A 14,247-nucleotide genomic window follows, 5' to 3' on the forward strand; every position below is an offset into this window, starting at 1 on the left:
ACGTACGCCTTCGACGCGCCGCTCACCAGGGTCGCGGGGCAGATCGGTGAAAGGGGAAAGGGTGCGGTGGTCAGTCGGTGACGTCGATCGGGACCCGGTCGGTCTCCACCCCGGCAGCGGTGACGACCTGGACGTCCACGGTCCCCGGCTCGACCTCGACCGGGACGGGCACGGTGAGGACGGTGTCGGTGGGGTTGGCGAAGCCCCCGGCGACCGGGACCAGCGGGACGTGGACGTGGACCGTCCCTATCCGGACGACGAGCCGGGCCAGCCGGTCGGGGGTGCCCGCGCCGGGCGGTACGAAGCCCGCGCCCCGGATCTCGATGTCGTCGCCGGTCCGGATCGCGCCGTCCAGGTCCCCGGCCTCCCGGGCCCGTACGACGGACAGCACGACGGGCCGGCCGCCCTCCGCGTACTTCCCGGCGAAGTAGGTCGCCGCCGAGACGGCCACCAGCAGTGCGAGCCCCCACGGCAGATCGGGCAACTGCTCGGGGCGGCGGGCGAGGCGGACCCCGGCGAACAGGACGGCGACGGCGCTGACCAGCACGTACTGCACGTCGGTGAACGACCCGCGCCCGGAGTCGTCGGTGAGCAGGTCGGCGGCGCGCGGCCGGTCCGCGCGCAGCTTCTGGAGCCGCCGGCCCAGCACCCGTACGGTCACGACGCGGCGCACGACGACGGCGACCGCGCAGACCAGCGCCAGCACGGCGACGACCCCGGCGGAGCGTACGAGGTCGAGCCCCTCGATCAGCGCGTCCCGCTCGTCCGGGTCGGAGGCCCCGGCCAGTTGCAGGGCGAGGACGAGGACGGCGAAGACGGCGAGCAGCACCCAGGAGGCGGCGACCGTCCGGGAGGTGGAGAGCCGGTTGTCCTCACCGATCAGCGGGGCGAGGAGGCCGCCCCGGACGCGGTGGAGGCGGGCGGCGGCGGTGAGCAGCCCGGCCGTGACGAGGGCGGCGAGCAGGGCGGCGGTGCGGGCGGTGGACCAGCCGGCCCCGATCGCGGTGACGCAGACGCCGACGAGTAGCGCCCCGGCCGCACCCCAGACGGTGAACAGGGTGTACCGCCAGACCTGGTGGAGCCAGGCGTCCCCGGCCTCCCGGGCGCGTTCGGCGACGGCGCGGGCGGACCCGGTCAGCTCGTCGGAGACCCACTGCCGGGAGGCGGATGCGGACTGGGCGACCCCGGCGGGCAGCCCGTCGCCCGCCGCGAGTTCGTCCCGCTTGGCGAGGAACGCGGCGACCGCGTGCCGGTGCCCGCGACGCGCGCCGTGCGGGCAGTCGCCGCAGGTACATCCGCCGCCGGACGTGCCGCTTGTCCTGGTTTCGTCCAACGCCACGGAGGATTACGCCCTTTCCCGCCCCGGTACAGCCAACTCACTTGCGATATCAGCGAATTGTGCCGTACGGGGCGGCCGGTCCTCGCATCGGGGCGGGCCCGGGGCGGGTGTCGTCAGAACGTTCGACTGATCCGCTGCCACAGGGGCTGGTAGTTGATCCAGGCCACCAGGTCGCTGCCCAGGTGGTCGCGGGTGGTGAGGGCGTCCCGGTGCGAGATGAGGACGGGCTTCCCGGCGGCCCGCGCCAGCAGCTGCACCTGGCAGGCGCGCTCCATCGTGAGGAACCACCAGGCCGCCGCGTCCACGGAGTCCCCCACGGTCAGCAGCCCGTGGTTGCGCAGGATCACCGCCTTGTGCGTCCCGAGCGTGGCGGCGATCCGTCGGCCCTCGTCCTCGTCCACGACGACCCCGGAGTAGTGGTCGTAGAGCGCGTGGTCCTCGTAGAAGGCGCAGGATTCCTGGGTGATCGGCTCGATCGGCTCCCCGAGCGCGGCGAGGGCCCGGCCGTGCGTGGAGTGGGTGTGCGCGACGGCCACGGTGTCCGGACGGGCCCGGTGGACCGCCGCGTGCACGGCGAACGCGGCCTGGTTGACGTGGAAGCGGCCCCGGACGACCTGGCCGTCGCCGTTGACGAGGATCAGGTCCTGCGGGGTGATGTCGGCGAAGGGCGCGCCGAACGGGTTGACCCAGAAGCAGTCCGCCAGCTCGGGGTCGCGCACGGTGATGTGCCCGGAGACCCCGTCCTCGTACCCGAGCTGCCCGAACAGCCGCAACGCGCCCGCCAGCCGTTCCCTGCGGTACGTGCGTTCCTCGGCCGGCGAGGCGTGCACGGGCGGCATCGCGAACTGGAGCTGCTCGACGGGGATCGGGGCGGGGTCGGACACGGCGATCTGCTCGGACATGGCGGCTCCTCACGTTCTCAGAGGCGTACAGGGCCGGAAGTTACCGCCGGGTGGGGCCGGTGAGAAGGGGTGGGGCCCGAGTCAGGCCCCGAGCACCAGATAGGCGAGGGTGAGGTAGGAGCGGTAGCCGCCGTAGTAGCCGGTGCGGCGGGCGTCGATCTCGGCCGTCACCTCGGCGTGCAGCGGATGGTCCGGGTTCGCCAGGGCCCAGCGCTGGCCGCGTCCGATCGGGCCCTCGGACTCGAAGAGGTCCCATTCGCGCTCGTCGGCGACGGTGACCTGGAGGGCGCGCAGCCCGACGGACTCGGCGAGCCGGATCAGCTCCAGCAGCGACCCGAAGTCCTCCGGCCCGGCCCCGATGCCCTCCAGCGCGGCCGGGGTCGGCTCCTTGACCCAGACCGCCTCGCCGAACAGCACCCGCCCGCCGGGGCGCACGGTGGCGGCCAGCGCGGTGAGGGCTTCGCGGGTGGTGCCGGGCCAGGCGTGCGAGGAGCCGATGGAGACGGCGAGGTCGTATCCGCCGTCCGGCCACTGGGCGGCGGGCGTCTCGTGGAACCGCACCCGCTCCGCGAGCCCCCGCTCCTCGGCGAGCTTCCGCCCGCGCGCCACGGCGGCCGGGTCGGTCTCGACGCCGTCCCCGGTGGCCCCGGGCGCGGACTCGACGAGCCGCATCAGCAGTTCGCCCCAGCCGGACCCGAGATCGACGATCCGGGCCCCGGGGGCGGGGTCGCAGGCGGCGATCAGCCGGGCGGCGTGCTCCTCGGAGAGCGGGGTGTTCCAGGTGAGGCGGTCGTTCCCGGCGGCGGAGATGATGGCGTGGACTTCTTCGGCGGACATGGGGGAGGAGCCTGGCACGGGCGGAGGGGCCCGTGCCAGGGAATTACCGGCGGCCCCGGTGGTAGATCTCGCTGAGGTCGACGTCGATCCGGAAGGGAACGGACAGGTTCATCTTCTGGTGGTGGATTCCGGTGGGCGTGTAGGTGTGGGTCGCCGGGTCGAGCTCGTAGACGTAGACGACGGGCAGATCGTCGTCACCCTGCTCGACCCGCCAGAAGTGCTTGACCCCGGCCTCGGCGTACTTGCGCGGTTTGACGCCCCGGTCGCGCTCCAGGGAATCGGGGGAGACGACCTCGACAGCGAGCACAACGTCCTCCGGTGCGTACCAGGTCTGGTCGGGTCCGGTGTCGGCGTCGGCCCGGTACACCAGTAGGTCCGGCTCCGGGCGGTTACTGGCGTCCAGCCTGATGGTCATCTCCCGGTCGACGTCCAGATCCGCGGGAACGTGGGCGAGAAGGGCCGATTCCAGCAGCCACATGGCTCGCGTGTGGAACTTCCGCTGCGGACTCATGAAGACGAGACTCCCGTCGATCAGCTCGGTGTGGGGCGGGAGGCCCGGAATCCGGTCGAGGTCGTCCGCCGTCCAGCCGCCCTCCGGCGGGACCGGCCACCGGTTCGGCTCCTGCTCAAGCCTGTCCTCGGGTGCGGCGCTCATAGTTACTCCCATACGCCGAAGTCTCGTCTCTTCACTCAGCGTACCCATCCGATACGACAATGCCGCCGCCCAAACGAATGAGCGACGGCATCGGCGTTGACCTGGGGCTCTCAGAGAGCGGGGAAGGTCACTCCCACTCGATCGTCCCCGGCGGCTTGCTCGTCACGTCGAGGACGACGCGGTTGACGTCGGCGACCTCGTTGGTGATGCGGGTGGAGATCTTCGCCAGCGTCTCGTACGGCAGACGCGACCAGTCGGCCGTCATCGCGTCCTCGGAGGAGACCGGGCGCAGCACGATCGGGTGGCCGTAGGTGCGGCCGTCGCCCTGGACGCCGACCGAGCGGACGTCGGCGAGGAGGACCACCGGGCACTGCCAGATGTCGCGGTCCAGACCGGCCGCCGTCAGCTCCTCGCGGGCGATGGCGTCGGCCTCGCGGAGCAGGTCCAGGCGGTCCTTGGTGACCTCGCCGACGATGCGGATGCCGAGGCCGGGGCCGGGGAACGGCTGGCGCTGGACGATCTCCTCGGGGAGGCCCAGCTCCTGGCCGACCATGCGGACCTCGTCCTTGAACAGCTGGCGCAGCGGCTCGACGAGCTGGAACTCGATGTCGTCGGGGAGGCCGCCGACGTTGTGGTGGGACTTGATGTTGGCGGTGCCGGTGCCGCCGCCGGACTCCACCACGTCCGGGTAGAGCGTGCCCTGGACGAGGAAGGCGACCTCGGGGCCCTCCTCCTGGAGGATCTCCAGCTGGGCCTGCTCGAAGACGCGGATGAACTCGCGGCCGATGATCTTCCGCTTCTGCTCCGGGTCGGAGACCCCGGCGAGGGCGTCGAGGAAGCGCTTCTCCGCGTCGACGACCTTCAGCTTCGCGCCGGTCGCGGCGACGAAGTCCTTCTCGACCTGCTCGGTCTCGCCCTTGCGCATCAGGCCGTGGTCGACGTAGACGCAGGTCAGCTGGGAGCCGATGGCCTTCTGGACCAGGGCCGCCGCCACCGCGGAGTCGACGCCGCCGGAGAGGCCGCAGATGGCGCGCTTGTCGCCGACCTGCTCGCGGATGAGGGCGACCTGCTCCTCGACCACGTTGGTGGTGGTCCAGTTCGGCTCGATGCCCGCGCCGCGGTAGAGGAAGTGCTCCAGTACCTGCTGGCCGTGGGTCGAGTGCATGACCTCCGGGTGGTACTGGACGCCGTACAGCTTCTTCTCGTCGTTCTCGAAGGCGGCGACCGGGACCACGTCGGTGGAGGCGGTGACCGTGAAGCCCTCGGGTGCGGCCGAGCAGGCGTCGCCGTGCGACATCCACACCGGCTGCTCGGTGGGCGTGCCCTCGAAGAGCGTCGAGCCCGCCTTGGTGACGTGCAGCGGGGTACGGCCGTACTCACGGGCCCCGTTGTCGTCGACCGTGCCGCCGAGCGCGGTCGCCATCAGCTGGAAGCCGTAGCACATGCCGAAGACCGGGACCCCGGCCTCGAACAGCGAGCGGTCCAGGGAGGGCGCGCCCTCCGCGTACACCGACGACGGGCCGCCGGAGAGGATGATCGCGCGGGGGTTCCTGGCCAGCATCTCGGCCACCGGCATGGTGGACGGGACGATCTCGCTGTAGACCCGGGCCTCACGGACGCGGCGGGCGATGAGCTGGGCGTACTGCGCGCCGAAGTCGACGACGAGGACCACGTCGGCCGTGGCGTCGGGGGCGGCGGGGGGTGCTGCTGGCACGGGGCGGCCTTCCGGCGGTGGTGATGAGGGTCGGTTCTTCCGATTCTACCGGCCGTGCGCGGGCCCTCCGCCGGGCCGGTGGGGCCGGGGAGGCGACCGCCGCTCGTCTCACGATCCGGGCCCCGTTTTGTCGGGGCGACGGAAGCGGGGCCATACTGTGCGCCATGCGTCAGCACACGACCTTCGTCTTTACCTATGGCATCCGGCCCGCCGGCTGCCATGGTCGTGCTGCTTGAGCTACTGACAAGCAACGTTCCAGGCGCCCCGGGCCGGCAGGCCCGGGGCGTTCTGCGTATCCGGGCCCGTTCGCCCCGGGTGGCCTCCGGCCATCAGGAGTCACCACCATGAGCAGCATCGGCATCGGCACCACGGACACCACCACCGCCACCGGCGCCCGCACCGACGAGGCCGCCGCCCTGATCGGCGGGGCCCGGGAGCGCATCGACGCCCTCGACGACCGGATCATCGGTCTCGTCCAGGAACGGATGGCCGTCTCGGCGGTGATCCAGGAGGCCCGGATCACCTCGGGCGGCCGACGGGTGAACCTCTCCCGCGAGACGGCCGTGCTCGGCCACTACAGGGACGCGCTGGGCAAGCCGGGCACCGCGCTGGCCATGACGCTCCTGGAGCTGTGCCGCGGCCGGGTCTGAGGCCCGGGAGGCGGCGCGGGGACGGAACGGTTCTCCGCCCGCGCCGCACGGGCCGTATCTGCGTTCGGGGCCCGTCTCACCCGTACGGCGCGTGACCAGGAGCGCGGTGCCTTCGTTGGTCCTGGTGTCCGTGCCAACCAGGGGCGGCATCGGTAGGAAACCACGCGTGGCTCCGCCGGGGAGTGTGACGTACTGCAGGTGCGTCGTGGGACCACGACCCGGCGTATGTGACCGGTCCGCAGGGGACAGCAGCCCGGTCACCCCATATGCGGCCGATCCCGGGGACGCCCGGGTCGGCCGCATCGGAACGCATCCGGGCGGAGGCCCGCTCCCTCCTCCGCCCCTCTCCGCTTCTCAGCTCTGGCGCGCGGCCCGTCGCCGTGCCGCCGTGAACAGCACCAGGCCCGCCGCCAGCGCCGCGGCCGCCGTGCCCGAGGCGATCAGGGCGACCGAACCCGTCGAGGCGAGGCCGCCGCCGTCGCCGGAGCCTCCGGCGGTGCCCGCCGAGGAGCCGCCGGACGTCGTGGACGCCGAGGGACCGGCGGTGCCGGACGGGCTCTTCTCCGGATCCGGGGCCGAGGTCGGCGGGGTGGACGGCTCGCCGGAGCCACCGCCGTCGCCGCCCTCCGTCGCGCCGCCGGAGTCGGAGCCGCCGCCCTCACCGTTCAGGACCAGGTAGGCCGTGTTGTTGCCGGGCTTCGGGTCGAACGGGAGCTTCGGGTTCTGCAGCCAGGTGTTGCGTACGGTGACCGCACCGCTCGCGCCGACCATGGCCTTGTCGACCCGCAGTTCGAAGGGCAGGTCGAGGCCCGCCCCGTCCCGCACGGTCATCGAGGTGTTGCAGACGTAGCGCGGCGCGGGGCTCTTCTGGTCCTCGCGGTACGAACCGTCGGCCTGCACCGCGCGGCAGCGCTCCGGCTTCGACGTGACCGAGGCGCCCTGCGGGACGGTGAAGTCGACGGTGGCGACGTCCTCGCCGGAGCGGATGTGGCCGATCCACGCCGGGCCCTCGTTGCGGAAGCCGATGTCGGCCTTGACGGTGGATCCCTCGGGCCCGGCCACGTCATCGCCGTACGCGACGAAGTCGGCCGTGTTCTCCGTACGGAAGTCGACGTCCTGCTGATTGTCGTACGGATTGAGGTCGGCGCTGCTGACTGCCGCGCCCTGCTTCACCGGGACGACCTTGAGCACGCCGCCGGTGCCCCGCTCGAAGGCGGCGCCCGCACGCTGGGCGGCGCGCTGGGCGGCGCTGTCCTCCTGGATGCGGTAGAGGAAGGTGTCGTAGTAGGCGCGCTCGGTGGCCTCCAGCGTCAGCGGGGTCGCCAGCGTGTACGTCGCGCCCGCCTCGAAGGCCCCCTCGACGGAGCAGAGCGCCGTGGTCGAGCCGAAGTCCGGCTGGCCCGGGTCGTCCACGGTGTACTCGCAGTTGGAGTAGCGCTGCGGGATGTCCAGGCCGCGCGAGTACCGCAGGGTGAGCAGGACGCCGTCGGCGTCCCGCGTGCCGCGGTTGGCGAAGGTGATCGGGGCCTGCTGCTTCTCCCCCGGGGTCAGCTCCGTCTTGAACGGCAGCCGCTTCATCACGAGGTCGGGGCCGCCGACCGTGAGCCGGGTCGTGAACGGCGTGAAGGTGGCGCCCTCCGCCTCGCCGGTCACCGTGATCGTTCCGGTGTCCCCGTTCTCGGCGCCGTCGGCGGCGGTGACGACGAGGTCGGCCGCGCCCTGGAGGCCCGGCCAGATGCCCCAGTCCTCACAGACGGCCTTCGTACCGGTGATCTCGCAGTCCGGGCTCGACTCGCCGTCGAACTTCACGTCGGCGACGCCCGCGACGCCGCTGAGGTCGAAGGTGAGGGTGTAGTAGCCGCCGAAGCCGCCGTTCTCCTCGTCCTCGGACGGGTTGTTCAGGGAGATCCCGACCGTGGACGACTTCGGCTCGCCGCTCTCCGGATAGGGGTGCAGGGCCGTGTCGGCCGGACCGCCGAGCGTGAACACCGGAGTGTCCGCGGCCTGGGCCGGGGCGGCCGCCCCGGCGAGCGAGGCCGCGGCCAGCAGGCCGGCGGCGACGAACGAGCCGGCTGCGCGGTGCAGCACGGTTCTCGGGGTGGAACGTGTCATCGGGTACCTCAGGGACTCGGCAGGAGCTGTGTGACTGCTGTGACAGTTGTCGCGGTACGGGTTGGACCGCGCAGCTCCCCGAACAGTTGTCCTCCCCAAGATCACGGATTGGGCACGGTCACGGACGACGGTGCGCGGCCACGGATGACGGTGCGGGATCGCGTATGACGGTGCCCGGTCACGTATGACGGTGCGCGATCACGGATGACGAGGCCCGGTCACGGGTTGGGTACCGGGGTGTTCCCGACGCCCTCCACATCCGTCCCGGCCTCCGTCGTCCCCTTCGGCGGCACCACCGGGATGCCCAGGAACGGCAGCTTCAGCGCGCCGAACGCCTCCTTCGGCACGGCGGGCGTGCGCGGGGCGACCGGGGCGAGCCGCTCGTAGGCCGCGTCCTGCTCCGGGCGCGGGTCCGCCTCGCCCTTGTTGGGCCACAGCGACATCGCGCGCTCGGCCTGGGCGGTGATGGTCAGCGAGGGATTGACGCCGAGGTTGGCGGAGACGGCGGAACCGTCGACGACGCTGATGCCGGGGTGGCCGTAGAGGCGGTGGTACGGGTCGATGACGCCTTCCTCGGCGCTCGCGCCGATCGGGCAGCCGCCGAGAAAGTGGGCGGTGAGCGGGGTGCCCATCAGCTCGCCGACGTTGGACCCGGCGAAGCCGTTGATCTCCTCGGCGAGCAGGGTGGCGCCGAGGGTCGCCTCCGGGATCTGCGTCGGGTTGGGGGCGCCGTGGCCCTGGCGGGCGGTGAGCAGGCCCTTCCCGACGCCACCGGGTTTGCGGTACGTCGTCAGCGAGTTGTCCAGCGACTGCATGACCAGGCCGATGATGGTCCGCTCGGACCAGCGGCGGTTGGAGAGCGAACGGGCGGCGAGGGTGGGGTGCTTGATCATGTTGGCGATCCAGCCGCGCACCCGGTGGGCCCCGTAGGGGACCTGGAGGACCGTCAGCGCCCCCATGGCGTTGGAGCCCCGGCCGTAGCGGACGGGCTCGATGTGGGTGTTGTCGTCGGGGTGGATCGACGAGGTGATCGCGACGCCCCGGGTGAAGTCGGCCTTGGCGGTGCCGTGCTTCTTGCGGTAGCGGCGGTCGCTGGTCTGGGCGCCCACCAGTCCTTCGGAGTTGGTACGGGTCAGCTCGCCGAGCTTCGCGGAGAGGCGGGGCAGCAGGCCCCGGTCCTTCATGGTGTGCAGGAGGGTCTGGGTGCCGTACGTTCCGGCGGCGACGACGACCTTGCGGGCGCGCAGTCCGGTGGGCTTCGCCCTGCGGCGGCGGGCGGTGGGGACGGTCAGGACGCGGTAGCCGCCCTCGGGGTCCTCGGTGACGGCGACGACGGAGGTCATCGGGTGGATGACGGCTCCGGCCCGCTCGGCGAGGTAGAGGTAGTTCTCGTTGAGGGTGTTCTTCGCGCCGTGGCGGCAGCCCGTCATGCACTCGCCGCACTCGGTGCAGGCCTTGCGGTCGGGGCCCGCGCCGCCGAAGTACGGGTCGGGGACCTGCCCGCCGGGCTTGGCCTTCGCGGTGCCGTCGGCGTCCTTGCCGTCGCCGAAGAAGACACCGACCGGGGTCATGTGGAAGGTGTCGCCGACACCCATGGTCTCGGCGACGGCCTTGAGGTGGATGTCGGAGGGGGTCATGGTCGGGTTGAGGCGGACCCCGAGCATCCGGCGGGCCTGGTCGTAGTACGGCTTCAGCTCGTCCTGCCAGTCGGTGATCGAGGCCCACTGGCGGTCCTCGAAGAACGGGGCGGGCGGCACGTACAGGGTGTTGGCGTAGTTGAGGGAGCCGCCGCCGACGCCGGCCCCGGCGAGCACCATGACGTTGCCGAGGAGGTGGATGCGCTGGAGGCCGAAGAGGCCGAGGGCGGGGGCCCAGAGGTAGTTCTTCAGGTCCCAGGAGGTCTTGGGGAGCGTGCCGGGGGTGAAGCGGCGGCCCGCCTCCAGGACGCCGACGCGGTAGCCCTTCTCGGTGAGCCGGAGCGCCGACACCGCGCCCCCGAAGCCCGAGCCGACGACCAGGACGTCGTAGTCGTACGCGGCGTCGTCCTCGGCCGGGACGTGGCTCACGGCCTGTTTCTGGGCAGGGCTGTCCTGGGACATGGCACTCCTCGGAACGGAATCGGTACGAAAAGGGCGGAAGCCGCCACGGCGTCGGCGTCGGTACCGGCGCCTCCGCTACGGCGTCGGTACCGGCGTCTCAGCGCAGCCGGAACGCCTTCATCACCTTGAGGCTGGTCGTCATGAACGCGGCGTACTTCTCGTCGTCCATCCCGAAGGCGGGCGCGAGCGGGATCAGCCGCTGCTGGGCGACGGTCTGGGCCTCGGTGTACTTGAGGATGCCCTCGGAGCCGTGCCGCCGGCCGAGGCCGGACTCCTTCATGCCGCCCATCGGGGACTGCACGCTGCCGTAGGCGGGGGCGTACCCCTCGTTGATGTTGACGGTGCCGGTGCGCAGCCGGGCGGCGACCTCGTGGCCGCGCCGGGAGTCGGTGGTCCAGACGCTGGAGTTGAGACCGTACGGGGTGGCGTTGGCCAGCGCGATCACCTCGTCCTCGTCGCTGAAGCGGTAGATCGCGACGACCGGCCCGAAGGTCTCCTCGGCGCAGACGGCCATGGGCGCCTCGACGCCGTCGAGGATGGTCGGCTCGTAGAACAGCGGGCCGATGTCGGGGCGGGCGACGCCGCCGGCGACGAGGGTCGCGCCCTTCTCGACGGCCTCGTCGACATGGCGCGCGACGGTCTCCAGCTGGCGTTCGCCGACGAGGGAGCCCATGTCGGCCCCGTACGCCAGGGAGTTGCCGAGCCGCATGGCCTTCGTCCGGGTGGCGAAGCGCCGCACGAAGTCGTCGGCGATGGACTCGTGGACGTACAGCCGCTCGATGGAGATGCAGAGCTGTCCGGCGGAGGAGAAGCAGGCGCGGACGGCGCCCGCCGCGGCCTTCTCGACGTCGGCGTCCTTGAGGACGAGCATGGCGTTCTTGCCGCCGAGCTCCAGGGAGACGCCGACCAGGCGGCTGGCGGCGCCGACGGCGACCTCGCGGCCGGTGCGGGTGGAGCCGGTGAAGGAGACGTAGTCGGCGCGGCTGACGACCTCGGGGCCGACGACCGGGCCCTCGCCGAGGACGACCTGGAAGACCTCGGCGGGCAGTCCGGCCTCGATCAGCAGGTCGCGGGCCCACAGGGCGGTGAGCGCGGTCTCGGTGTCGGGCTTCATCACGACGGCGTTGCCGGAGACGAACGCGGGGAGCGCGTCGCCCACGGAGAGTTCCAGCGGGTAGTTCCAGGGGGCGATCTGGCCGACGACGCCGCGCGGCTGGCGCAGTTCGGTGACCTTGGTGAGGGTCGGGACGACGCCGGTGTGGCGGCGGGGCCTGAGGTAGGAGGCGGCCCTGCGCCCGTAGTGGCGGGCGGCGACGGCGACGGCCTGCACCTCCTCGTGGGCGTGCAGCCTCGCCTTGCCGGTCTCCAGCTGGATGAGGTCGAGGACCTCCGCCTGGCGGCTCAGGACGAGGTCGTGGAAGCGCAGCAGGACGGCGGCGCGCTGCCGTACGGGGACGGCGGCCCAGACGGGCTGGGCGGCGCGGGCCCGGTCGAAGGCGGTGGCCACGTCCTCGGGGGTGGACTCGGGCAGATCGGCCAGCTTCTCCCCGGTGAAGGGGGTGTGGTTGGCCGTACGGCCCGACCCGACGACCCCGCGGGTCAGCTGGGCGACCACCTCGGGGGTGACCACGTCGGCGGCGGTGCGCACCCCGGCGGGGGCGACCGCCACGGGGTTCGTACCGAGAGGGGCGTCAGGGGCCTGCGAGTCCGTCATGGGGCCGAGAGTATGTCCAGCCGGAGCCTTTGGGTACCCGTCGGTAACAGTTTTTCACAGGACCCGCCACGCTCCTTCGGCGCCATCCTGGAACGAGCCAGTGATCGCTGGCGACATAACCGCTGATCAGTGGCGTTACGGCCGGCCGCCCGGCGGCGGTCGGCCCGCGGCACTCAGGAAGCGTGAATTTTCGGCCCTTCGGTCACCTCGGCGAGGATCGCGTCGCCGTACTGCGCCGCCTCCCCCTTCGCGGGCGCTCGCACCCGCACCCGCGCGGGCCCGCGGGGGGCGCTCCGCTTCTCGCCGGGGATCAGCAGCTGAGCCGGTTCGCCGCACGGCCGGGGGCGTTCGCCGGGCTCGCCCTCACTGCTGCGCCTTCGGGGCGCGCCAGCTGCGCACCATGATGTCGAACTTCTCCCGGCTGGCCTCCCAGCCCTCCTGCGGGGCGGTCAGGTACAGCGCGTACTCGGGACCGCCGGGACCCCCGTAGTACAGCTGGTCGATCCCGTGCCGGGGGCCCGGATGGGCCTTGGTCTCGTTCCAGGTGAACTCCCAGAGTGCGCCCGGCCGGTCGCGGAAGGTGTTCTTCTCCATCCCGATCCGCCGGTAGCCCGGCAGCCGCGTGGAGAGCTGCTCCTCCATGTTCTCCATGTGCAGATACGGATGGTCGAAGTCCGGGTCGGGGTCGACGCTGATGCGTATCCGGTGGGCCCCGTCGTCCGGGGTGTAGTCGATCTGGCCCTCGTTCACCTGGCGCTCCCAGCCCTTGGGGACGACGAGGCTGAACCCGGCCGGGTCGACGACCCGGTGCCAGCCGTCGGGTATCTCCGATGCGGGGCTGATGGGCCCCGGAGTGGTCCGGGGCGCGGTCGGCGTGCTCCCGGCGGTCGTACCGCCGCTCGCACCGGCCGGGGTGTCCGATCCCTCCCCGTACTTCATCGCGATCAGCCCGGCCGCGCCGCCGAGGACGGCCGCGGCGACGATCACGACGAGCACCGTGCGCCACCGGGATCCGGCGCGCCGGGTCACCGGGGCGGAGGCGGGGCCGGGGGCCGGGCCGGGCCGGTCCCGGCCGGTCGGGGCGGTCGCGGTGGAGGGGGCGTGGGCCGCGCCGGGCAGCCGGGCGGTGGCGCCGTCGGAGCCGGGCGGGCCGGCCGGGGCGTCGGAGCCGTTGCCGTCCCGGTAGCCGTAGCGGGACTCCTCGGGGAGCCGCTGGGTGGGCACGTGCGCCTGGGCGGCCCGGGGTTCGCGGCCCTCCATGGCGTCCAGCAGCATCTGTTCGGTCTGCGCGGCCGTGGGCCGGTCGGCCGGGTCCTTGCGGAGCAGCGCGGTGATGACGGCCCCGAGCGGACCGGCGTTGACCGGGGCGGGCGGCTCCTCGGTGACGACGGCCTGCATGGTGGAGATCGGGGACGTACGGCGGAACGGGGAGGTCCCCTCGACCGCCGTGTACAGCGTCGCGCCGAGCGACCAGAGGTCGGAGGCCGGTCCCGGGTCGCCGCCGCGTACCCGCTCGGGGGCCAGGTAGTCGATGGAGCCGACCAGTTCACCGGTCCGTGTGATGGTGGAGTCGCCCTCGATCGCGGCGATCCCGAAGTCGGTCAGGAGCACCTGACCGTCGCGGGCCAGCAGGACGTTGCCGGGCTTGACGTCCCGGTGGAGGACCCCGGCACCGTGGGCGGCGCGCAGGGCGCTCAGCACGTGCAGGCCGATCCGGGCCGCCTCGCGCGGGGCGACCTCGCCGCTCTCCTTGGCGGCGTCGGCGAGCGAGGGCCCGTCGACGTACTGCATGACGATCCAGGGGCGGTTGTCGTACTCGATCACATCGTGGACGGTGACCACGCCGGGGTGCGTGATGCGCGCCGCCGCCCGGGCCTCCTTCTGCGTCCGGGCGTGCAGGACGAGCCGGTCGGCCTCGGCGACGTACAGTCCGGCGGTCAACTCCTTGACGGCGACCGTGCGGTGCAGCACCTCGTCGTGGGCGCGCCAGACCTTGCCCATGCCGCCCCGGCCGAGGACTTCGCCCAGCCGGTAGCGCCCCGACAGCAGCAGTCCGGCTTCCGTGCCCTGTGATCGATCCACGTGATGTCCCCGCCCCGTTCCTCGAATGGCCAGATTACGGAGGCGGGGCGCGGCGGGGATACGGGGGATCGCCCACGAGACCGCACTGTGATGGTTGTTTGCACCGCACAACGCCCGCGGTGAGCCGGTGCCGATGACGTGGG

At 72.5% G+C, this 14,247-nt stretch carries 10 protein-coding genes; 1 reads left to right on the forward strand and 9 read right to left on the reverse strand.

Annotated elements, in window-relative coordinates:
- Positions 1–70: 70 nt before the first annotated feature.
- The 5 genes from IE145_RS02425 to guaA all read right to left on the reverse strand — a co-directional run bounded on the left by IE145_RS02425 (position 71) and on the right by guaA (position 5,447).
- Entirely contained in the window at positions 71–1,339 is a 1,269-nt protein-coding gene (locus tag IE145_RS02425) for a hypothetical protein (RefSeq protein ID WP_189518334.1), read from the reverse strand.
- A 113-nt stretch (positions 1,340–1,452) separates the two neighbouring features.
- Entirely contained in the window at positions 1,453–2,241 is a 789-nt protein-coding gene (locus IE145_RS02430; protein WP_189518336.1) for a class II aldolase/adducin family protein, read from the reverse strand.
- A gap of 81 nt (positions 2,242–2,322) precedes the next feature.
- Positions 2,323–3,078, reverse strand: coding sequence for an SAM-dependent methyltransferase (locus IE145_RS02435; protein ID WP_189518338.1), 756 nt, complete (start codon positions 3,076–3,078; stop codon positions 2,323–2,325).
- 43 nt (positions 3,079–3,121) lie between these two features.
- Entirely contained in the window at positions 3,122–3,733 is a 612-nt protein-coding gene (locus tag IE145_RS02440) for a Uma2 family endonuclease (protein WP_189518340.1), read from the reverse strand.
- 127 nt (positions 3,734–3,860) lie between these two features.
- Positions 3,861–5,447, reverse strand: coding sequence for a glutamine-hydrolyzing GMP synthase (gene guaA / locus IE145_RS02445; RefSeq protein ID WP_189518342.1), 1,587 nt, complete (start codon positions 5,445–5,447; stop codon positions 3,861–3,863).
- Positions 5,448–5,791: 344 nt separating this feature from the next.
- Between guaA and IE145_RS02450 the strand changes: the two genes are divergently transcribed.
- A complete protein-coding gene (locus IE145_RS02450) occupies positions 5,792–6,097 on the forward strand; it encodes a chorismate mutase (protein WP_189518344.1) in 306 nt (101 codons plus the stop codon).
- Positions 6,098–6,451: 354 nt separating this feature from the next.
- Here the strand turns inward: IE145_RS02450 and IE145_RS02455 are convergent, their stop codons facing one another.
- The 4 genes from IE145_RS02455 to IE145_RS02470 form a co-directional block, all read right to left on the reverse strand.
- Entirely contained in the window at positions 6,452–8,209 is a 1,758-nt protein-coding gene (locus tag IE145_RS02455) for a peptidase (RefSeq protein WP_189518346.1), read from the reverse strand.
- A gap of 218 nt (positions 8,210–8,427) precedes the next feature.
- Positions 8,428–10,308: a GMC family oxidoreductase gene (locus tag IE145_RS02460; RefSeq protein ID WP_189518348.1), complete on the reverse strand. Its 1,881-nt coding sequence runs from the start codon at positions 10,306–10,308 to the stop codon at positions 8,428–8,430.
- Positions 10,309–10,405: 97 nt separating this feature from the next.
- Positions 10,406–12,022 carry a succinic semialdehyde dehydrogenase gene (locus IE145_RS02465; protein WP_189518350.1) on the reverse strand — a complete coding sequence of 539 codons (1,617 nt, stop codon included), beginning with the start codon at positions 12,020–12,022 and terminating at the stop codon, positions 10,406–10,408.
- Between the two features lie 363 nt (positions 12,023–12,385).
- Positions 12,386–14,104 carry a serine/threonine-protein kinase gene (locus IE145_RS02470; protein ID WP_189518352.1) on the reverse strand — a complete coding sequence of 573 codons (1,719 nt, stop codon included), beginning with the start codon at positions 14,102–14,104 and terminating at the stop codon, positions 12,386–12,388.
- Positions 14,105–14,247 lie beyond the last annotated feature (143 nt).

Origin of the sequence: Streptomyces sindenensis, from assembly GCF_014649035.1 — a bacterium.
GTDB classification, from domain to species: Bacteria; Actinomycetota; Actinomycetes; order Streptomycetales; family Streptomycetaceae; genus Streptomyces; species Streptomyces sindenensis.

Excerpts from the sequence above, each read along its gene's own strand:
- IE145_RS02450 (WP_189518344.1), top strand. The coding sequence starts at position 5,792 with ATGAGCAGCATCGGCATCGGCACCACGGACACCACCACCGCCACCGGC.
- IE145_RS02455 (WP_189518346.1), bottom strand. The coding sequence starts at position 8,209 with ATGACACGTTCCACCCCGAGAACCGTGCTGCACCGCGCAGCCGGCTCG.
- IE145_RS02465 (WP_189518350.1), bottom strand. The coding sequence starts at position 12,022 with ATGACGGACTCGCAGGCCCCTGACGCCCCTCTCGGTACGAACCCCGTG.
- IE145_RS02440 (WP_189518340.1), bottom strand. The coding sequence starts at position 3,733 with ATGAGCGCCGCACCCGAGGACAGGCTTGAGCAGGAGCCGAACCGGTGG.
- IE145_RS02460 (WP_189518348.1), bottom strand. The coding sequence starts at position 10,308 with ATGTCCCAGGACAGCCCTGCCCAGAAACAGGCCGTGAGCCACGTCCCG.
- IE145_RS02435 (WP_189518338.1), bottom strand. The coding sequence starts at position 3,078 with ATGTCCGCCGAAGAAGTCCACGCCATCATCTCCGCCGCCGGGAACGAC.
- IE145_RS02430 (WP_189518336.1), bottom strand. The coding sequence starts at position 2,241 with ATGTCCGAGCAGATCGCCGTGTCCGACCCCGCCCCGATCCCCGTCGAG.